This window comes from Cupriavidus sp. GW822-FHT06G04, from assembly GCF_058799075.1.
Genome location: NZ_JBXALD010000013.1, coordinates 1 through 21,600, shown reverse-complemented (window position 1 = coordinate 21,600; position 21,600 = coordinate 1). Strand labels below are relative to the sequence as shown.

At 61.5% G+C, this 21,600-nt stretch carries 14 protein-coding genes and 4 tRNA genes; all 18 read right to left on the bottom strand.

The annotated features are described in order from the left end of the window. Positions 1-45 precede the first annotated feature (45 nt). Complete coding sequence (tuf, locus tag AC1RKI_RS24700) at positions 46-1,236, bottom strand: elongation factor Tu (protein WP_492919061.1); 1,191 nt, start codon at positions 1,234-1,236, stop codon at positions 46-48. Positions 1,237-1,314: 78 nt separating this feature from the next. Further along, entirely contained in the window at positions 1,315-3,423 is a 2,109-nt protein-coding gene (fusA, locus tag AC1RKI_RS24695) for an elongation factor G (RefSeq protein WP_061956569.1), read from the bottom strand. A 118-nt stretch (positions 3,424-3,541) separates the two neighbouring features. After that, positions 3,542-4,012 carry a 30S ribosomal protein S7 gene (gene rpsG / locus AC1RKI_RS24690; RefSeq protein ID WP_008649176.1) on the bottom strand — a complete coding sequence of 157 codons (471 nt, stop codon included), beginning with the start codon at positions 4,010-4,012 and terminating at the stop codon, positions 3,542-3,544. A gap of 195 nt (positions 4,013-4,207) precedes the next feature. Beyond that, entirely contained in the window at positions 4,208-4,585 is a 378-nt protein-coding gene (gene rpsL / locus AC1RKI_RS24685) for a 30S ribosomal protein S12 (RefSeq protein ID WP_010810460.1), read from the bottom strand. Between the two features lie 301 nt (positions 4,586-4,886). Continuing rightward, a complete protein-coding gene (gene recQ / locus AC1RKI_RS24680) occupies positions 4,887-6,734 on the bottom strand; it encodes a DNA helicase RecQ (RefSeq protein ID WP_150980904.1) in 1,848 nt (615 codons plus the stop codon). Positions 6,735-7,031: 297 nt separating this feature from the next. Beyond that, positions 7,032-11,267, bottom strand: coding sequence for a DNA-directed RNA polymerase subunit beta' (rpoC, locus tag AC1RKI_RS24675; RefSeq protein WP_061956573.1), 4,236 nt, complete (start codon positions 11,265-11,267; stop codon positions 7,032-7,034). Positions 11,268-11,381: 114 nt separating this feature from the next. Continuing rightward, positions 11,382-15,488 (bottom strand): DNA-directed RNA polymerase subunit beta, encoded by a 4,107-nt coding sequence (gene rpoB / locus AC1RKI_RS24670; protein WP_150980903.1) that lies wholly within the window; start codon positions 15,486-15,488, stop codon positions 11,382-11,384. A 434-nt stretch (positions 15,489-15,922) separates the two neighbouring features. After that, on the bottom strand, positions 15,923-16,297 hold the full coding sequence (gene rplL / locus AC1RKI_RS24665) for a 50S ribosomal protein L7/L12 (protein ID WP_061956599.1): 375 nt from the start codon (positions 16,295-16,297) through the stop codon (positions 15,923-15,925). Between the two features lie 57 nt (positions 16,298-16,354). Continuing rightward, the gene (gene rplJ / locus AC1RKI_RS24660) at positions 16,355-16,876 is read right to left on the bottom strand and encodes a 50S ribosomal protein L10 (RefSeq protein WP_061956601.1); all 522 of its coding nucleotides are present in this window, start codon (positions 16,874-16,876) and stop codon (positions 16,355-16,357) included. 386 nt (positions 16,877-17,262) lie between these two features. Beyond that, positions 17,263-17,958 carry a 50S ribosomal protein L1 gene (gene rplA, locus AC1RKI_RS24655; protein ID WP_492798038.1) on the bottom strand — a complete coding sequence of 232 codons (696 nt, stop codon included), beginning with the start codon at positions 17,956-17,958 and terminating at the stop codon, positions 17,263-17,265. Next, positions 17,959-18,390: a 50S ribosomal protein L11 gene (rplK, locus tag AC1RKI_RS24650; RefSeq protein WP_011299323.1), complete on the bottom strand. Its 432-nt coding sequence runs from the start codon at positions 18,388-18,390 to the stop codon at positions 17,959-17,961. It lies immediately after the preceding gene. Between the two features lie 164 nt (positions 18,391-18,554). Next, positions 18,555-19,136, bottom strand: coding sequence for a transcription termination/antitermination protein NusG (gene nusG / locus AC1RKI_RS24645; protein ID WP_061956605.1), 582 nt, complete (start codon positions 19,134-19,136; stop codon positions 18,555-18,557). A 10-nt stretch (positions 19,137-19,146) separates the two neighbouring features. Then, complete coding sequence (gene secE / locus AC1RKI_RS24640; RefSeq protein WP_061956607.1) at positions 19,147-19,527, bottom strand: preprotein translocase subunit SecE; 381 nt, start codon at positions 19,525-19,527, stop codon at positions 19,147-19,149. Positions 19,528-19,585: 58 nt separating this feature from the next. After that, positions 19,586-19,661: transfer RNA gene (locus AC1RKI_RS24635), tRNA-Trp, on the bottom strand. A gap of 89 nt (positions 19,662-19,750) precedes the next feature. Then, complete coding sequence (gene tuf, locus AC1RKI_RS24630; RefSeq protein WP_061956567.1) at positions 19,751-20,941, bottom strand: elongation factor Tu; 1,191 nt, start codon at positions 20,939-20,941, stop codon at positions 19,751-19,753. Positions 20,942-20,984: 43 nt separating this feature from the next. Further along, positions 20,985-21,059, bottom strand: a tRNA-Thr gene (locus AC1RKI_RS24625). A 36-nt stretch (positions 21,060-21,095) separates the two neighbouring features. Continuing rightward, positions 21,096-21,169 (bottom strand) — tRNA-Gly (locus AC1RKI_RS24620). Between the two features lie 50 nt (positions 21,170-21,219). After that, positions 21,220-21,305 (bottom strand) — tRNA-Tyr (locus AC1RKI_RS24615). Between the last annotated feature and the right edge of the window lie 295 nt (positions 21,306-21,600).

Sequence of the window (21,600 nt, the reverse complement as noted above, 5' to 3'; positions counted from 1 at the left end):
CGGATTATAGGGGACATGCCCGCAGGCATGCCCCAGGACGATAGCTTAGTCGAGGATCTTTGCCACAACGCCGGCGCCGACGGTACGACCGCCTTCGCGGATAGCGAAGCGCAGGCCTTCTTCCATGGCGATCGGGGCGATCAGCTTGACGGTGATCGACACGTTGTCACCCGGCATGACCATTTCCTTGTCCTTCGGCAGCTCGATCGAGCCGGTCACGTCGGTCGTACGGAAATAGAACTGCGGGCGGTAGTTGTTGAAGAACGGCGTGTGACGGCCACCTTCGTCCTTCGACAGGATGTACACCTCACCGGTGAAGTGCGTGTGCGGCTTGATCGAACCCGGCTTGCACAGCACTTGGCCGCGCTCCACGTCTTCGCGCTTCGTGCCGCGCAGCAGCAGACCCACGTTGTCGCCTGCCTGACCTTGGTCCAGCAGCTTGCGGAACATTTCCACGCCGGTGCAGGTGGTCTTGACCGTCGGGCGGATACCCACGATTTCGATTTCCTCACCGACCTTGATCACGCCACGCTCGATACGACCGGTCACCACCGTGCCGCGACCCGAGATCGAGAACCCGTCTTCCACCGGCATCAGGAACGTACCGTCCACGGCGCGCTCCGGCGTCGGGATGTACGTGTCCAGCGCGTCGGCCAGGTTCATGATCGCCACTTCGCCCAGCTCGCCCTTGTCGCCTTCCAGCGCCAGCTTGGCCGAACCCTTGATGATCGGCGTGTCGTCGCCCGGGAACTCGTACTTCGACAGCAGCTCGCGCACTTCCATTTCCACCAGCTCGAGCAGCTCGGCGTCGTCCACCATGTCGCACTTGTTCAGGAACACGATGATGTAAGGCACGCCAACCTGACGGGCCAGCAGGATGTGCTCGCGCGTTTGCGGCATCGGGCCGTCAGCTGCCGAGCAAACCAGGATCGCGCCGTCCATCTGCGCGGCGCCCGTGATCATGTTCTTCACATAGTCGGCGTGGCCCGGGCAGTCAACGTGGGCGTAGTGGCGGTTGGCCGTCTCGTATTCCACGTGTGCGGTGTTGATCGTGATACCGCGTGCCTTTTCTTCCGGCGCTGCGTCGATTTCGTCGTACTTCTTCGCGGCACCACCGAACTTCGCGGCCAGCACCGTTGCAATCGCCGCCGTCAGCGTCGTCTTGCCATGGTCAACGTGACCAATCGTACCTACGTTCACGTGCGGCTTAGTCCGCTCGAACTTTTCCTTTGCCATGTTTCAGCTCCTAATGGAATGCAGTCTGATTCGATTCATTGCGCCGCCGTGCGTAACCGCACGGCGGCGGAACTTCTATTACTTGCCCTTGGCCGTCATCACGGCTTCGGCGATGTTCTTCGGTGCTTCGGCGTAGTGCTTGAATTCCATCGTGTACGTGGCGCGGCCTTGCGTGGCCGAGCGCAGCGACGTGGAATAACCGAACATTTCCGACAGCGGGACTTCGGCCTTGATGATCTTGCCGCCGCCAACCATGTCGTCCATGCCCTGCACGATGCCGCGGCGGGACGACAGGTCGCCCATCACGGTACCGGTGTAGTCTTCCGGCGTTTCCACTTCCACGGCCATCATCGGCTCGAGCAGAACCGGGCTGGCCTTGCGCATGGCTTCCTTGAAAGCCATCGAGCCGGCCATGCGGAACGCGTTTTCGTTCGAGTCCACATCGTGGTACGAACCGAACGTCAGCGTCACCTTCACGTCGACCACCGGGAAGCCCGCCAGAATGCCGGACGGCAGCGTGTCGACGATACCCTTTTCGACCGCAGGGATGTATTCGCGAGGAATCACACCGCCCTTAATGGCGTCGATGAATTCGAAGCCCTTGCCCGGCTCTTGCGGTTCCAGCGTGATCACTGCGTGACCGTACTGGCCGCGACCGCCCGACTGCTTGACGAACTTGCCTTCGACGTCTTCAGCCTTCTTGCGGATGGTTTCGCGGTAGGCCACTTGCGGCGCGCCGATGTTGGCTTCCACGCCGAATTCGCGCTTCATGCGGTCGACCAGAATTTCGAGGTGGAGCTCGCCCATGCCCGAAATGATGGTCTGGCCCGATTCTTCATCGGTACGCACGCGGAACGACGGATCTTCGGCGGCCAGGCGGTTCAGGGCGATGCCCATCTTTTCCTGGTCGGCCTTGGTCTTCGGCTCGACAGCCTGCGAGATCACCGGCTCCGGGAACACCATGCGCTCGAGCACGATCGGTGCAGCCGGATCGCACAGCGTGTCGCCCGTGGTGGCGTCCTTCAGGCCCACGGCAGCGGCGATGTCGCCGGCCAGCACTTCCTTGATTTCCTCGCGCTGGTTGGCGTGCATCTGCAGAATACGGCCCAGACGCTCCTTCTTCTGCTTCACCGGGTTGTACACGGTGTCGCCCGAATTGATCTTGCCCGAGTAGACGCGGAAGAAGATCAGCTGGCCGACGAACGGGTCGGTCATGATCTTGAACGCCAGCGCCGAGAACTTCTCGTTGTCGTCGGCCTTGCGCTCGAGCTTCTTCTCGTCGTCGCGCTCGTCCACGCCCTTGACCGGCGGAATATCGACCGGCGACGGCAGGAAATCGATCACGGCGTCGAGCATACGCTGCACGCCCTTGTTCTTGAACGCGGTGCCGCACAGCATCGGCTGGATTTCGCAGGCGATGGTACGGTCACGCAGCGCCTTGACGATCTCGGCGCGGGTCAGCTCTTCGCCGCCCAGGTACTTTTCCATCAGCTCTTCGCTGGCTTCGGCGGCGGACTCGACCATCTTCTCGCGCCATTCGTCAGCGGTAGCCTGCAGTTCGGCCGGGATGTCCTGGTACTCGAACTTCACGCCCTGGCTGGCTTCGTCCCAGATGATCGCCTTCATTTCCAGCAGATCGACGACGCCCTGGAAGCCGTCTTCAGCGCCGATCGGCACCACCACGGGCACCGGGTTGGCCTTCAGGCGGGTCTTCAGCTGGTCGTAGACCTTGAAGAAGTTCGCGCCGGTACGGTCCATCTTGTTGACGAACGCCAGACGCGGCACGCCGTACTTGTTGGCCTGACGCCAGACGGTTTCCGACTGCGGCTGCACGCCACCCACTGCGCAGTAGACCATGCATGCGCCGTCCAGCACGCGCATGGAACGCTCCACCTCGATGGTGAAGTCCACGTGGCCCGGGGTGTCGATGATGTTGAAGCGGTGCTCGGGGTAGTTGCCGCCCATGCCCTTCCAGAAGGCGGTGGTAGCAGCGGAGGTGATCGTGATGCCACGCTCCTGCTCCTGCTCCATCCAGTCCATGGTGGCCGCGCCATCATGCACTTCACCGATCTTGTGGTTCACACCGGTGTAGAACAGGATCCGCTCGGTCGTGGTGGTTTTACCCGCGTCAATGTGAGCCGAAATACCGATATTGCGGTAGCGCTCAATGGGAGTCTTACGAGCCACTTTAATCCTCTATTCGTCCATGAGGCGCAGAAATCTCATCGTCTGCGCCCCTAACACAAACGGGCGAGATGTGTGAAAACACAGCCCGCCCGGCAACCAACAGCGTTTTTCGCGCGCCTTAGAAGCGGAAGTGCGAGAACGCCTTGTTGGCTTCGGCCATGCGGTGCACTTCGTCGCGCTTCTTCATCGCGCCGCCGCGGCCTTCTGCAGCTTCCAGCAGCTCACCTGCCAGGCGCAGCGCCATCGACTTCTCGCTGCGTTTTTTCGCGGCCTCGCGCAGCCAACGCATCGCCAATGCCAAACGACGCGACGGACGGACTTCGACCGGAACCTGATAGTTGGCGCCGCCCACGCGACGGCTCTTCACTTCCACCACCGGCTTCACGTTGTTGATCGCAACGGAAAACACTTCGATGGGCGCCTTGCCTGCCTTCTTCTCGATCTGGTCGAACGCGCCGTAGACGATACGTTCGGCAACCGACTTCTTGCCGTCCAGCATCAGCACGTTCATGAACTTGGCAACTTCAACATTGCCGAATTTCGGATCAGGCAAAACTTCCCGCTTGGGGACTTCACGACGACGTGGCATCTTTCTTCCTTTAGATTCAGTTGAGAGACGGTCTGAATATTTCCGCTCTCCGGCCACCAACTAGCTTGCTTTCGGCAAATTCGCCGGGTGACCACTTACTCGACGGCACGGCGCAAAAAACGCTCCGTTGTACCGCCGCCTGGTGACAACGCCATGACTTGCGCCACGGGTGTCTGTATGACTTGCGCGAAAAGCTTAGGCAGCCTTCGGACGCTTTGCACCGTACTTCGAACGGGCCTGCTTGCGGTCCTTCACGCCTTGCAGATCCAGCGAACCACGGACGATGTGGTAGCGCACACCCGGCAGATCCTTTACACGGCCGCCGCGGATCAGCACGACCGAGTGTTCCTGCAGGTTGTGGCCTTCACCGCCGATGTACGAAATGACTTCGAAACCGTTGGTCAGGCGCACCTTGGCGACCTTACGCAGTGCCGAGTTCGGCTTCTTAGGCGTCGTGGTGTACACACGGGTGCACACGCCGCGACGCTGCGGGCAGTTCTCAAGTGCCGGGCTCTTGCTCTTGACGACTTCAGAGACGCGCGGCTTGCGAACCAGTTGGTTGATAGTTGGCATTGTTCAATCCAGCTTGGTTTTTACAAAAACACCCCTCGCCAGTGCTGGCAAAGAGGCAACTACGGGTTTTGGACGGGAAAGGTGAGCGAACGCTCTGAAGGAAGGGCTGCGAAGTAACAGACTTGCCAAAGAGCGCGAGCTCGCCGGGATCCCGCTGCTGCCATCCTGTTTGCGGATCGAAAACCACAAATCCGACGGGCGAGCGAAATCCGAAGCCAAAAACTCGAATCTGGCACTCTAGCAGTGGTGTGCACAATGGTCAAGGGGTATACGCGACGGATACCCCCGGGCCGCGCCGCGGTCACACCTGGCGCAGCGTCTCCAGGATTTCGTCGCCGTAGCGCTCCAGCTTCGAGGCGCCAATCCCGGGGATCTCGGCCAGTTCATCGAGCGATTCGGGGGCGCAGCGCGCAAGTTCGGCCAGCGTGGCATCGTGGAAGATGACGTAGGCCGGCACGCCGTGCTCCTTGGCTGTCGCGGTACGCCATTTGCGCAGCGCGTCCCAGTTGGCCAGCGTTTCGCCGTCCATCGCCGCCGTGTGGTCGGTCCGTGCGCCGCGCGCTGAGCGGTCGCCGGACTTGCCGGGCTTGCTGGCCTGCCGCCGCAGCGTGATCGACTGCTCGCCCTTGAGCACCGCGCGCGCCGATTCGCCGAGCAGCAACGCGCCATGCCCGCCGTGGTCGATCATCAACAGCCCGTGCGCGATCAGCTGGCGGAAAACTGCATGCCATTCAGCGCTCGAGCGGTCCTTGCCGATGCCGAAGGTCGACACCTTGTCGTGCCCCCACTGCTTGATCTTTTCAGTGGCATTGCCGCGCAGCACGTCGATCAGATGGGTCGCACCAAAATGTACGCGGCTGGCCTGCGCGGTGCGGTACACGCAGGACAGCGCCATCTGCGCCTCGCGCGTTCCATCCCAGGTGGCGGGCGGCTCCAGGCAGGTGTCGCAATTGCCGCAGGGCTGCGCCGCTTCCTCGAAATAGGCGAGGATCCGCACGCGCCGGCAGCCGGGTGTTTCGCACAAACCCAGCAGCGCATCGAGCTTGGCCGACGACACCCGCTTGTGGGCGTCGTCAGCCTCGGATTCGTCGATCATGCGCTTTTGCTGCACCACATCGCCAAGACCATAGGCCATCCAGGCATTGGCAGGCAGCCCGTCGCGGCCGGCGCGGCCGGTTTCCTGGTAATAGCCTTCCATGCTCTTGGGCAGGTCGAGGTGGGCGACGAAACGGACGTCCGGCTTGTCGATCCCCATGCCGAAGGCGATCGTCGCCACCATCACGATGCCTTCTTCCTCGCGGAACCGGGCCTGGTTTTGCTGGCGTACCTGCGCATCCATGCCCGCGTGATACGCCAGCGCCTTGATGCCGTGGCCAGCGAGCCATGCCGCCGTGTCCTCCACCTTCTTGCGCGACAGACAGTAGACGATGCCGCTGTCGTGACCGCCATCGCCATTCATGTGCTCTGCCTGGATGAAGGCAAGCAGTTGCTGGCGCGCGTTGTCCTTTTCGACAATGCGATAGCGGATGTTCGGGCGATCGAAGCTCGAGATAAAGACGCGCGCATCGTCCAGCGCCAGCCGCTCGACGATCTCGTTGCGGGTCAGTGCATCGGCGGTTGCCGTCAGCGCGATGCGCGGGACGCGCGGAAAGCGCTCGTGCAATACCGAGAGCTGGATATATTCCGGGCGGAAGTCATGCCCCCATTGCGACACGCAGTGGGCTTCGTCGATGGCGAACAGGCCGACCTGCGTGCGCTCGAGCAGGTCCAGAAAGCGCGGGGTCATCAGCCGCTCGGGCGCGACGTAGAGAATCTCGAGACGGCCAGCCAGCAGGTCGCGCTCGACCGCCGATGCTTCGCTGCTGGAAAGCGTGGAGTTGAGCACCGCGGCGCGCACGCCAGCCTCGGTCAGCGCCGCCACCTGATCCTGCATCAGCGCGATCAGCGGCGACACCACGATACCTACGCCATGGCCGGCCTGCTGGCGCAGTAGCGCGGGGATCTGGTAGCAGAGCGACTTGCCACCGCCGGTGGGCATGAGCACCAGGCAATCGCCGCCATCGGCCACATGGTCGATGATTTCCGCCTGGCGCCCGCGAAACGCGTGGTAGCCAAATACTTCCTTGAGGATCGCCAGGGCGCGCGACATAAGACAGCGGTAATCGGAAAGCCGGGAAAGGCGTAACCATACCACTGCGCGCAGCGGGAAAACTGTCTCGATCCGTGCCGATGTGGCACGCAAGCCAAAAGACGGCGTAAACATGCGGAGCATGGGCGCTTTCGGCGTGGCCGTTCGTCTACGCTACATCGGCGGCCGTGGCCACGCCGTGCGTCGGGCTGGGCTCTATCGCCATCGGCCAGTCCGGCGACGAAGCCGGCGCGAGACGAAAAAAAACCCGGCTCCATGGAGCCGGGTTTCACTACAGCGCTTCGGTGCGATACGCGATCAGACTGCGTCGCCGTCCGTGGCTTGCACCACCGGCGGCTCGATAAAGAGCGATTGCTCTTCGTCGTTGATCGCCTGTGCGCGCTCGCGCTCGGCCGCCTCGCGCGCCTTGCGGGCGCGGTGGTAGGCCAGGCCGGTACCGGCCGGGATCAGACGACCCACAATCACGTTTTCCTTCAGACCACGCAGGTCGTCGGTCTTGCCCATGATTGCGGCTTCGGTCAACACGCGCGTCGTTTCCTGGAACGATGCCGCCGAGATGAAGCTGTCGGTCGACAGCGACGCCTTCGTGATACCGAGCAGCAGGTTCTCGTGCGTTGCCGGACGCTTGCCTTCGGCGATCACACGATCGTTCTCGTCGAGCAGTTCCGAGCGCTCCACCTGTTCACCTGGGATGAACTTGGTGTCGCCCACGTCCTGGATCTGCACGCGGCGCAGCATCTGACGAACAATCACTTCGATGTGCTTGTCGTTGATCTTCACGCCCTGCAGACGGTACACGTCCTGCACTTCGTCCACGATGTAGTGCGCCAGCTCTTCGATGCCCTTCAGGCGCAGGATGTCGTGCGGATCCGCCGGACCTTCCACGATCATTTCGCCCTTGTTCACCACCTGGCCATCGTGCACCAGGACCTGCTTTTCCTTGGCGATCAGGAACTCGTGGGCGTTGCCGTCCAGGTCCGTGATCACCAGGCGTTGCTTGCCCTTGGTGTCCTTGCCGAACGACACCGTGCCGGTGACTTCCGCCAGCACGGCGGCGTCCTTCGGCGAACGCGCTTCGAACAGCTCGGCCACACGCGGCAGACCACCGGTAATGTCGCGGGTCTTCTGCGATTCGGTCGGGATACGCGCCAGCACTTCACCCACGTGCACCTGCTGACCGTCCTTCACAGTGATCAGCGCGCCCACCTGGAAGCCGATGGTCACGGAGTGGTCCGTGCCCGGAATCTTGACTTCCTGGTTGTTGGCGTCGAGCAGCTTCACCTGCGGGCGCAAGCCCTTGGTGGCAGCCGTACGGCGCTTGGCATCGATCACCACGAGGGTCGACAGGCCAGTGACTTCGTCCATCTGCTTGGCGACGGTCACGCCCTCTTCCACGTTCTCGAACTTGATCGTGCCCGTGTATTCGGAAACGATCGGACGAGTCAGTGCGTCCCACGTAGCCAACTGCGTACCGGCCTTGATCGCCTGGCCGTCCTGCACCAGCAGCGTTGCACCGTACGGGATCTTGTGGCGCTCGCGCTCGCGGCCATGGTCGTCGGTGATCAGCGCCTCGCCCGAACGCGAGATCACGATCAGTTCGCCCTTGGCGTTCGTCACGTAACGCATGGTCACCGTGAAGCGCACCGTACCGGTCGCCTTGGCTTCCACGCTCGATGCCACTGCCGCACGCGATGCCGCACCACCGATGTGGAACGTACGCATGGTCAGCTGGGTGCCCGGTTCGCCGATCGACTGTGCCGCGATCACGCCCACCGCTTCGCCCGAGTTCACCAGCACGCCGCGGCCGAGGTCACGGCCGTAGCACTTGGCGCACAGGCCGTAGCGCGTGTCGCACGACAGCGGCGTGCGGACCTTCACTTCGTCCACGCCGATGTTGTCGATCAGGTCGACCAGATCTTCGTCCAGCAGCGTGCCGGTCTCGATCGCGGTTTCCTGGGTTTCAGGGTTCACCACGTCGGCCACCGTCACGCGGCCCAGGATACGATCGCGCAGCGCTTCGATCACTTCACCGCCTTCGACCAGGGCCTTCATGGCCACGCCGTTGGAGGTGCCGCAATCGTCTTCCACCACGACCAGATCCTGCGTCACGTCGACCAGACGACGCGTCAGGTAGCCGGAGTTCGCGGTCTTCAGTGCCGTATCCGCCAGACCCTTACGTGCACCGTGGGTCGAGATGAAGTACTGCAGAACGTTCAGGCCTTCACGGAAGTTCGCCGTAATCGGCGTTTCAATGATCGAGCCATCCGGCTTGGCCATCAGGCCACGCATACCGGCCAGCTGACGGATCTGGGCCGCGCTACCGCGGGCGCCCGAGTCCGCCATCATGTAGATCGAGTTGAACGATTCCTGCTTGACGGTCTTGCCTTCGCGATCCACCACGTCTTCGTGCTGGAGCTGCTCCATCATCGCCTTGCCCACCTGGTCGCCAGCGGCGCCCCAGATGTCCACGACGTTGTTGTAACGCTCCTGGTCCGTCACCAGACCCGACATGTACTGCTTGTCGTATTCCTTCACCTTGGCGGCCGCGTCGGAGATGATCTTCTCCTTTTGCGGCGGCACCAGCATGTCGTCGATGGCGATGGAGATACCGGCGCGCGTTGCCAGGCGGAAGCCCGACTGCAGCAGTTTGTCGGCAAAGATCACGGTTTCGCGCAGACCGCACTTGCGGAACGCCGTATTGATCAGGCGCGAGATTTCCTTCTTCTTCAGCGGCTTGTTCAGCACCGAGAACGGCAGCCCCTTCGGCAGGATCTCGGACAGGATCGCGCGGCCGACCGTGGTGGCCTGCAGCGTGATCTTGGGCGCGAAGCGGGCGTCGCCCACCGCGTCCTTGTCCACCAGCACGTACTCGGTGATCCGCACGTTGACGCGCGAAGCGAGTTCGACTTCCTTGTTCTCGTAGGCGCGCAGGACTTCGCTGATATCAGCGAACGTCATGCCTTCACCCTTGCCGTTGATCTTGTCGCGGGTCGTGTAGTACAGACCCAGCACCACGTCTTGCGACGGCACGATCGACGGATCACCGTTGGCCGGGAACAGCACGTTGTTCGACGCCAGCATCAGCGTACGCGCTTCCATCTGCGCTTCGAGCGACAGCGGAACGTGGACAGCCATCTGGTCACCGTCGAAGTCGGCGTTGAACGCGGCGCAGACCAGCGGGTGCAGCTGAATGGCCTTGCCTTCGATCAGGACCGGCTCGAACGCCTGGATGCCCAGGCGGTGCAGCGTCGGCGCACGGTTCAGCATGACCGGATGTTCGCGGATCACCTCTTCGAGGATGTCCCACACCACCGGCGTCTGGCTTTCCACTTCCTTCTTCGCCGCCTTGATGGTGGTGGCGATGCCCATCGTTTCGAGCTTGTGGAAAATGAACGGCTTGAACAGCTCCAGCGCCATCAGCTTGGGCAGACCGCACTGATGCAGCTTCAGCGTCGGGCCCACCACGATCACCGAACGACCGGAGTAGTCCACGCGCTTGCCCAGCAGGTTCTGACGGAAACGGCCGCCCTTACCCTTGATCATTTCGGCCAGCGACTTCAGCGGACGCTTGTTGGCGCCAGTCATGGCCTTGCCGCGACGACCGTTGTCCAGCAGCGAATCGACGGCTTCCTGCAGCATGCGCTTTTCGTTGCGCACGATGATTTCAGGCGCCTTCAGCTCGAGCAGACGCTTCAGACGGTTGTTACGGTTGATGACGCGGCGATACAGGTCGTTCAGGTCCGACGTGGCGAAACGGCCGCCATCGAGCGGGACCAGCGGACGCAGTTCCGGCGGCAGCACCGGCAGCACTTCCAGGATCATCCACTCCGGCTTGATACCCGAGCGCTGGAACGCCTCGAGCACCTTCAGGCGCTTGGCGAACTTCTTGATCTTGGCTTCGGAGCCGGTGGCCTGCAGTTCGGCGCGGATCTGTTCGATCTGCTTCTCGATATCGATACCGCGCAGCAGTTCGCGGATGCCTTCGGCACCCATCATCGCCACGAACTCGCCTTCGCCGTACTCATCGCACTTCGCGATGTAGTCGTCTTCCGACATGATCTGGCTCTTCTTGAGCGGCGTCATGCCGGGTTCCAGCACCACGAACGCCTCGAAGTACAGCACGCGCTCGATGTCGCGCAGCGTCATGTCGAGCACCATGCCCAGACGCGACGGCAGCGACTTCAGGAACCAGATGTGCGCGGTCGGCGCGGCCAGCTCGATGTGGCCCATGCGCTCGCGGCGCACCTTCGCCAGCGTCACTTCGACGCCGCACTTCTCGCAGATCACGCCGCGATGCTTCAGGCGCTTGTACTTGCCGCACAGGCACTCGTAGTCCTTGATCGGGCCAAAGATCTTGGCGCAGAACAGGCCATCGCGTTCGGGCTTGAACGTACGGTAGTTGATCGTTTCCGGCTTTTTCACTTCGCCGTACGACCACGAGCGGATCTTCTCGGGCGAAGCCAGGCCGATCTTGATCGCGTCGAACTGCTCTTCCTGCTGAACCTGCTTAAAGAGATCGAGCAATGCTTTCATTGCAACTCCTTGTTTCTCCGCCGCCCCGGAGTCTGTCCGGAACAGCGGCATTCAATCTGTGGGGAAACCTGCGCTGGTGAACGCCGGCCGCAGCCGGCGTCCGCATCGATCGGATCAATAACGATCCAGATCGATATCGATACCCAGCGAGCGGATTTCCTTCACCAGCACGTTGAACGATTCCGGCATGCCGGCATCGATCGAGTGCTCGCCCTTGACGATGTTTTCGTACACCTTCGTACGGCCGTTCACGTCATCGGACTTGACCGTCAGCATTTCCTGCAGCACGTACGATGCGCCATAGGCTTCCAGTGCCCACACTTCCATCTCACCGAAACGCTGGCCGCCGAACTGCGCCTTGCCGCCCAGCGGCTGCTGCGTCACCAGCGAGTACGGACCGGTGGAACGGGCGTGCATCTTGTCGTCGACCAAGTGGTGCAGCTTCAGCATGTGCATCACACCCAGCGTGACCGGACGCTCGAATGCTTCGCCGGTGCGGCCGTCGTGCAGCGTGACCTGTTGCTTCGAAGCGGTCAGGCCCTTTTCCTTGGCGATGTCGTCCGGATAGGCCAGGTCGAGCATGCGGCGGATTTCGGCCTCGTGCGCACCGTCGAACACCGGCGTGGCAAACGGCACACCCTTCTTCAGGTTGGTCGCCAGTTCCAGCACTTCGGCATCGGACAGGCTGTCCAGGTCTTCCGCCTTGCCGCTCTCGTTGTAGATCTGCGCGAGCAGCGGACGGAGTTCCTGCGCCTTGGCCTGCGCCTTGAGCATGTCGCCGATGCGCTGGCCCAGACCGCGCGCGGCCCAGCCCAAGTGGGTTTCCAGAATCTGACCCACGTTCATCCGCGACGGCACGCCCAGCGGGTTCAGCACGATGTCCGCCGGCGTACCGTCAGCCATGTACGGCATGTCTTCGATCGGAACGATCTTCGACACCACACCCTTGTTGCCGTGACGACCGGCCATCTTGTCGCCAGGCTGCAGGCGACGCTTCACGGCCAGGTACACCTTGACCATCTTGATCACGCCCGGCGGCAGTTCGTCGCCCTGCGTCAGCTTCTTGCGCTTCTCTTCGAAGGCCAGGTCGAACTCGTGACGCTTCTGCTCAATGGCTTCCTTGACGGCTTCCAGTTGGGCTGCAACGTCTTCGTCTGCCGGACGGATATCGAACCAGTGATACTTGTCCAGATCGGCCAGGTATTCGCGGGTCAGCTTCGCGCCCTTGGCCAGCTTCTTCGGACCGCCATTGACGGTCTTGTCGAGCAGCAGGCGCTCCAGACGCTGGAATGCATCGCCTTCCACGATACGCAGCTGGTCGTTCAGGTCCAGGCGGTAGCGCTTCAGTTCGTCGTCGATGATCGACTGGGCGCGCTTGTCGCGCGTCACGCCTTCACGCGTGAAGACCTGCACGTCGATCACGATACCGCTCATGCCCGACGGCACGCGCAGCGACGTGTCCTTCACGTCCGAAGCCTTCTCGCCGAAGATCGCGCGCAACAGCTTTTCTTCCGGCGTCAGCTGGGTCTCGCCCTTCGGCGTGACCTTACCCACCAGCACGTCGCCAGCCTCGACTTCCGCACCGATGTAGGTGATGCCCGACTCGTCCAGACGTGCCAGTTGGGCTTCGGCCAGGTTCGAGATATCGCGCGTGATTTCTTCCGGTCCCAGCTTCGTATCGCGCGCAACGACCGACAGTTCCTCGATGTGGATCGAGGTGTAGCGGTCTTCCGCAACCACACGCTCCGAGATCAGGATCGAATCCTCGAAGTTGTAGCCGTTCCACGGCATGAACGCGACCAGCATGTTCTGGCCCAGCGCCAGCTCGCCCAGGTCCGTCGATGCGCCGTCGGCGATCACGTCGCCACGGGCTACGATGTCGCCAACCTTGACCATCGGCCGCTGGTTGATGTTGGTGTTCTGGTTCGAACGCGTGTACTTGATCAGGTTGTAGATGTCCACGCCGACTTCGCCGGTGACGGCTTCGTCGTCGTTCACGCGAATCACCACACGCATCGCGTCAACGTAATCGACCACGCCGCCACGCATCGCCTGCACGGCCGTACCCGAGTCGACCGCCACGGTGCGCTCGATGCCGGTGCCGACCAGCGGCTTGTCCGGACGCAGGCAAGGCACGGCCTGACGCTGCATGTTCGCGCCCATCAGTGCACGGTTTGCATCGTCGTGCTCGAGGAACGGCACCAGCGAAGCTGCGGCCGACACGATCTGCGACGGCGCCACGTCGATGTACTGAACGCGGTCCGGCGTGACCATACGCGTTTCACGCTCGGAGCCTTCGCGCGCCGACACCAGTTCGTCGATCAGGTTGCCTTCGGCGTCGACCGTCGCGTTGGCCTGCGCCACCACGTACTTGCCTTCTTCGATCGCCGACAGGTAGTCGACCTGATCGGTCAGCTTGCTGTTTTCGACCTTGCGGTACGGCGTTTCCAGGAAGCCGTATTCGTTCAGGCGGGCGTACAGCGCCAGCGAGTTGATCAGACCAATGTTCGGGCCTTCCGGCGTTTCGATCGGGCACACGCGGCCGTAGTGGGTCGGGTGCACGTCACGCACTTCAAAGCCGGCGCGCTCGCGCGTCAGACCGCCCGGGCCAAGTGCCGACACGCGGCGCTTGTGGGTGATTTCCGACAGCGGATTAGTCTGGTCCATGAACTGCGACAACTGCGACGAACCGAAGAACTCGCGGATTGCCGACGAAATCGGCTTCGAGTTGATCAGATCGTGCGGCATCAGGTTCTCGGTCTCGGCCTGGCCCAGACGTTCCTTGACGGCACGCTCCACGCGCGACAGGCCGGCACGGAACTGGTTTTCCGCCAGTTCGCCGACACAACGCACGCGACGATTGCCCAGGTGATCGATATCGTCGACTTCGCCCTTGCCGTTGCGCAGGTTGACCAGGATCTTGATCGTCTCGAGGATATCCTCGTCCTGCAGCACCATGCTGCCTTCGCCGCTCGGGCGCGACAGACGGCTGTTGACCTTCATGCGGCCAACGCGCGACAGGTCGTACGATTCCTCGCTGTAGAACAGGCGCTGGAACAGCGCTTCCACGGCCTCTTCGGTGGGCGGCTCGCCCGGACGCATCATGCGATAGATCGCGATACGAGCGGCCGTCTGATCTGCGGTGTCGTCCACGCGCAGCGTCTGCGAAATGTACGGGCCCTGGTCCAGATCGTTCGTGTAGAGCGTCTGGATCTGCTTGACACCGGCTTCGCGCAGGTTTTCCAGCAGGGTTTCAGTCAGTTCGTCGTTGGCGTTCGCCACCACCTCGCCGGTGTCCGGATCGATGATGTTCTTGGCCAGCACGCGACCCAGCAGGTAGTCTTCCGGCACGCTGATCAGCTTGGTGCCGGCGGAATCCAGATCGCGAATGTGCTTGGCGTTGATACGCTTGTCCTTCTCCACCACGACGCGGCCGTTCTTGTCGGCGATGTCGAAGCGCGCGACTTCACCGCGCAGGCGCTCGGGCACGAACTCAAGTTGTGCGCCCTCGCCTTGCAGCGTGAAATTGTCGAACACGAAGAAGTGCGCCAGGATTTGTTCCGGCGTGAGTCCGATCGACTTCAGCAGAATCGTGACCGGCATTTTCCGACGACGGTCGACGCGGAAGTACAGGATGTCCTTCGGGTCGAATTCGAAATCGAGCCACGAGCCACGGTACGGAATGATCCGCGCCGAGAACAGCAGCTTGCCGGAGCTGTGCGTCTTGCCCTTGTCGTGTTCGAAGAACACGCCGGGGGAACGATGCAGCTGGCTGACGATCACACGTTCGGTGCCGTTGATCACGAAAGAACCGGTCGACGTCATGAGCGGAATTTCGCCCATGTAGACTTCCTGCTCCTTCACTTCCTTCACCTTGCCCGGGTTCTCGCGATCGTTGATGATCAGGCGAACCTTGGCGCGCAGTGCCGAGTGGAACGTCAGGCCACGCTGCTGGCATTCCTTGACATCGAACGGCGGGTTGGACAGGTGATACGAGACAAACTCCATACGGGCAAGCCCGTTATGGGAGGAGATGGGAAAAATCGCGTTGAAAGCGGCCTGCAGACCCTCGCTCTTGCGACGGGCGGCCGGCGTTTCCGCTTGCAAAAACTGGGTGTAGGATTCAATCTGTGTGGCAAGCAGGAATGGAACCTGATGAACCGTCGCGCGCTTCGCAAAGGATTTGCGAATGCGCTTCTTCTCGGTGAAGCTGTACGCCATGGGATCTCCGAATCATCGCAGGGCCGGTTGGACCTGGCCGGCGCCTGAGGTGTTCAGCGACTGGGAGGGGATTTGGCGGTTGGCCGCTACCAACCTCTGGCTGACGGTGCCCGCACGCTGCGGACGGTGTGGTCATTGCACGGCGCAATGCCTGCACACGTCCGGGGGGCACCCGACCAAACTTGTCTTCTGCAGTCGGTTCAGAAGACAAACATCAGCAACCACCTAGTGTGCCACTGATGTTTGGCTTCTGCTTGGGCAGCGATCGAATCGCGCCTGTCAAGCATACCTTAATACACATTTGCGCCAGATCCGATGCAAATTGCCGGATTCGGGTGCGCTATGAAACACACCCCACAAAGCGCAAAAAGGCTGGCTCGGGATTTCCCTTTGCCAGCCCCATCCGCGTGCCACGAGGGCACGCGTGGTACCACTTACTTGACGTCGACCTTCGCGCCAGCGTCTTCCAGCTTCTTCTTGGCGTCGTCGGCAGCAGCCTTGTCCACGCCTTCCTTCACGGGCTTCGGAGCGCCATCGACCAGGTCCTTGGCTTCCTTCAGGCCCAGACCGGTGATCTCGCGCACAGCCTTGATCACGCCAACCTTGTTCGAGCCAACTTCGGCCAGAATCACGTTGAATTCGGTCTTTTCTTCAGCAGCGGCAGCACCGCCAGCGCCCGGGGCAGCAGCCACAGCCATTGCGGCAGCCGACACGCCAAACTTCTCTTCGAACGCCTTGACCAGGTCGTTCAGTTCCATCACGGACATCGCGCCTACGGCTTCCAGGATGTCGTCTTTAGTGATTGCCATTTGGATTACTCCTACTAGATTTGATTCGGGATCGGTAATGCGATCTGTCTATGCGGCTCAGGCAGCCGGAGCTTCCGCTTCCGCGGGAGCACCTTCGGCCTTCTTGGCAGCCAGCGCGGCCAGCAGACGGGCGAAGCCCGACACCGGCGCCTGCATCACGCCAAGCAGCTGAGCGATCAGTTCGTCGCGGCTCGGGATCGAAGCCAGAGCCTTGACGGCGCCAGCATCGAGAACGTTGCCGTTGTACGACCCTGCACGCAGAACCAACTTGTCGTTGGTCTTGGCAAAATCGTTCAGAACCTTGGCCGACGACACTGCATCTTCGGAAATACCGTAGATGAGCGGACCGGTCATTTGCTCTGCGAGGCCAGCAAACGGCGTACCTTCCACAGCGCGGCGGGCCAGCGTGTTCTTCAGAACACGCAGGTAAACGCCTTGCTGACGGGCAGTAGCGCGCAGCTTGGTCAGATCGCCAACCGTGATGCCGCGATATTCAGCCACGACGATGGTCTGGGCCTTGGCGACTTGCGCCGAAACCTCAGCAACGACGGCCTTCTTATCTTCAATATTGAGTGGCACGGTTAAGCTCCAAAACGATGCGGCCACTCCGGATGACCGGGGCGGACACATCAGTCCAAACGAACGGCGTCCGATTGGCCCGAATCGGCCGGAACGGGTCCGGCTTCATCAATCCCTTCGGGTGCGCCATCTGCGCTGGCAGGTCAACCGCATCGGGGCAAGCCCCGCATGCATCGACCGATTAAGTCCGCACTGCCGAACGGCGGTGAGAGCACCAGCGGTCTTTGATAACCAGCGGCATCCAGGGGCGCTTCGCGTTCCAGATGCCACTGCCCAAAGCCTTGCTTCGTCGCCCTGCGGCTTCGAAGACGATTCCGGCGATGCCGAAACCTTCAATTCCTGCCCTGTCCGGCGTTATCGGGTCCGGTCAGGTGATGCTGTCAGCTTCAGGCTGACAGCGAAGTTTGCTCGACGCGAACGCCAACGCCCATCGTGGACGACACGGCGATCTTGCGCAGGTAGACACCCTTGCTAGTAGCCGGCTTGGCCTTGACCAGAGCGTCCAGAAGCGCGCTCAGGTTGCTCTTCAGCGCGGCGTCTTCGAACGAACGGCGACCGATGGTGGCGTGGATGATACCGGCCTTGTCGACACGGAATTGCACCTGACCAGCCTTGGCGTTCTTCACGGCTTGCGCAACATCGGGCGTGACCGTGCCGACCTTCGGGTTCGGCATCAGGCCGCGCGGGCCCAGGATCTGACCCAGGGTACCGACGATACGCATCGTGTCCGGCGAAGCGATCACGACGTCGAAGTTCAGGTTACCGGCCTTCACTTGCTCGGCCAGGTCTTCCATGCCGACCACATCGGCGCCAGCAGCCTTGGCGGCTTCGGCCTTGTCGCCTTGCGCAAACACCGCAACGCGAACCGACTTACCAGTGCCGGCGGGCAGCACGACGGAACCACGCACAACCTGATCCGACTTCTTGGCGTCGATACCCAGTTGCACTGCCACGTCGATCGACTCGTCAAACTTTGCCGACGCGCAGCTCTTGACCAGGGTCAGGGCCTCGTCGATCGGGTAGAACTTGGTGCGCTCGATCTTCGCCTTATTGGCGGCGACGCGCTTCGAAACCTTAGCCATTTACAGACCCTCCACGGTGATGCCCATCGAACGCGCCGAACCTGCGATGGTACGCACTGCAGCATCCAGGTCAGCGGCGGTGAGGTCAGCGTTCTTGGCCTTGGCGATTTCTTCAGCCTGGGCGCGGGTGATCTTGCCGACCTTGTCGGTATGCGGCTTCGGCGAACCCTTGGTCACGCCGGCAGCCTTCTTGATCAGCACGGTCGCCGGCGGCGACTTCATGACGAACGTGAAGCTCTTGTCGGCAAAGGCGGTAATCACCACCGGCACCGGGAGACCCGGTTCCATGCCTTGAGTCTGCGCGTTGAACGCCTTGCAGAACTCCATGATGTTCAGACCACGCTGGCCCAGTGCGGGACCAACGGGCGGGGAGGGATTTGCCTTACCAGCCGGAATTTGCAGCTTGATAAAGCCAATGATCTTCTTGGCCATCTTTACTCCAATCCAGATCCTTTCCTGATGCAGGAATCGGATCCTGTTGAGTCATAACGCGCTATCGCCATGCCTTGCACAGCCTCGCGCTCCTCTTCGGAACCAGCCTCGCGGAGGCTCCTATCGTCCTGTTGCGTCTTGTTCAGCCGCAACAATTCAAATACTTAGACTTTCTCGACCTGGCCGAACTCTAGTTCGACCGGCGTGGCGCGTCCGAAGATCGTCACCGTCACGCGCAGGCGCGACTTTTCGTAATTCACTTCTTCGACATTGCCGTTGAAGTCGGTGAACGGACCGTCCTTGACGCGGACCATTTCGCCCACTTCGAACAGCGTCTTGGGACGCGGCTTTTCGACCCCTTCCTGCATTTGGGTCATGATCTTGTCCACTTCCCGCTGGGAAATCGGACTCGGGCGATTACGCGCACCACCCACGAAACCGGTGACCTTGCTGGTGTTCTTCACCAAGTGCCATGTTTCGTCGGTCATTTCCATTTCGACCAGGACGTACCCCGGGAAGAAGCGTCGTTCGGTCACAGACTTGTGGCCGCCCTTAATTTCGACAACCTCTTCCGAAGGCACCAGAATGCGGCCAAACTTGTCCTGCATCTCGGCGCGCTCGATGCGCTCCTGCAGCGCGCGCTGCACGCTCTTCTCCATGCCAGAGTAGGCATGCACCACGTACCAACGCTTCTTCGACGAAGGCGATTCCGATGCTGCGGTTTCCTGCTGGGCGTTATCCGTCATGTCCTACCTCTTATTTCCAGCCCAATACGAGCGAAAAAATCACCCACTCGATGAGCTTGTCAGCGGACCACAAGAACAGCGCCATGACAACAACAAAGGCAAACACGAGCCCCGTCATCTGCCCGGCTTCCTTGCGTGTTGGCCACACTACCTTGCGAACTTCCCGATACGATTCCCGCGCGAATCCCACAAAGTCCTTGCCCGGCGCGGAGACGAGGGCTACCACGACGCCAAGGGCCAGTCCGGCAAAAAGCGCGGCGCCACGGACGTACGACGGCTGCTGAGCCAGCGCGTAGAAACCGACGACCCCGGCTATGACCAGGCACACTGCCGCAACGAGCAGCCACTTGCCGCTCGAGGCGCCTACGGTTTCGACATTGGGATTAGCCATGTTTCGCAAACGAGACTAAGCCGCGTCACGAATGATTTCATGACGCGGCTGATTGATTTGGCAGGGGCAGAGGGAATCGAACCCCCAACCTTCGGTTTTGGAGACCGACGCTCTGCCAGTTGAGCTATACCCCTAGAACTACTTTGGGACCGGCTTTCACCGATCCCCTTCTGGCAAACGACCGCGGCAGGTTGGTACCGTGGTCGCCAGTTCGACTAACTGCTTAGTCGAGGATCTTTGCCACAACGCCGGCGCCGACGGTACGACCGCCTTCGCGGATAGCGAAGCGCAGGCCTTCTTCCATGGCGATCGGGGCGATCAGCTTGACGGTGATCGACACGTTGTCACCCGGCATGACCATTTCCTTGTCCTTCGGCAGCTCGATCGAGCCGGTCACGTCGGTCGTACGGAAATAGAACTGCGGGCGGTAGTTGTTGAAGAACGGCGTGTGACGGCCACCTTCGTCCTTCGACAGGATGTACACCTCACCGGTGAAGTGCGTGTGCGGCTTGATCGAACCCGGCTTGCACAGCACTTGGCCGCGCTCCACGTCTTCGCGCTTCGTGCCGCGCAGCAGCAGACCCACGTTGTCGCCTGCCTGACCTTGGTCCAGCAGCTTGCGGAACATTTCCACGCCGGTGCAGGTGGTCTTGACCGTCGGGCGGATACCCACGATTTCGATTTCCTCACCGACCTTGATCACGCCACGCTCGATACGACCGGTCACCACCGTGCCGCGACCCGAGATCGAGAACACGTCTTCCACCGGCATCAGGAACGTACCGTCCACGGCGCGCTCCGGCGTCGGGATGTACGTGTCCAGCGCGTCGGCCAGGTTCATGATCGCCACTTCGCCCAGCTCGCCCTTGTCGCCTTCCAGCGCCAGCTTGGCCGAACCCTTGATGATCGGCGTGTCGTCGCCCGGGAACTCGTACTTCGACAGCAGCTCGCGCACTTCCATTTCCACCAGCTCGAGCAGCTCGGCGTCGTCCACCATGTCGCACTTGTTCAGGAACACGATGATGTAAGGCACGCCAACCTGACGGGCCAGCAGGATGTGCTCGCGCGTTTGCGGCATCGGGCCGTCAGCTGCCGAGCAAACCAGGATCGCGCCGTCCATCTGCGCGGCGCCCGTGATCATGTTCTTCACATAGTCGGCGTGGCCCGGGCAGTCAACGTGGGCGTAGTGGCGGTTGGCCGTCTCGTATTCCACGTGTGCGGTGTTGATCGTGATACCGCGTGCCTTTTCTTCCGGCGCTGCGTCGATTTCGTCGTACTTCTTCGCGGCACCACCGAACTTCGCGGCCAGCACCGTTGCAATCGCCGCCGTCAGCGTCGTCTTGCCATGGTCAACGTGACCAATCGTACCTACGTTCACGTGCGGCTTAGTCCGCTCGAACTTTTCCTTTGCCATGTCGCGACTCCTGTCTCGGTAGCAATTGCCAGTGCGGGATTGATGGTGCCCATGGGCAGGATCGAACTGCCGACCTCTCCCTTACCAAGGGAGTGCTCTACCACTGAGCCACATGGGCGAAACTTGACTTACTTTATGACGACAACCGAGGCGCTGGAGCGGGTGAAGGGAATCGAACCCTCGTCGTAAGCTTGGAAGGCTTCTGCTCTACCATTGAGCTACACCCGCCCGGAACTTTCCTGCTTCATCGGCTTTCGCCTGGTTGCTGCCTAGCATTCTGGTGGAGAGGGCTGGATTCGAACCAGCGTAGGCGTAAGCCAACAGATTTACAGTCTGCCCCCTTTAGCCACTCGGGCACCTCTCCGCAGAGAACTTTCGATTATGGTCCAACCGCCATCGACTGTCAAGCACTTTCCGTTGCGGAACACTGCTTTGCGGGTTGTCGAGGCGTCTTGCAATCGCTGTAAGCGCATCGCTTGTGGACCAGAATCATCGATCGGAAATCGATGCTCTCACCCTATGTAGGGCGATCCTGAGGGCTGGAATCGCGCGTTCATCGAGGCGATGAACGCGCCGAACCGTTCGCTCAAAAGCAAAACCCCCAAGCTTTTAGGGCTTGGGGGTTTTGGGGATAAGAGCCTGGCGATGACCTACTTTCA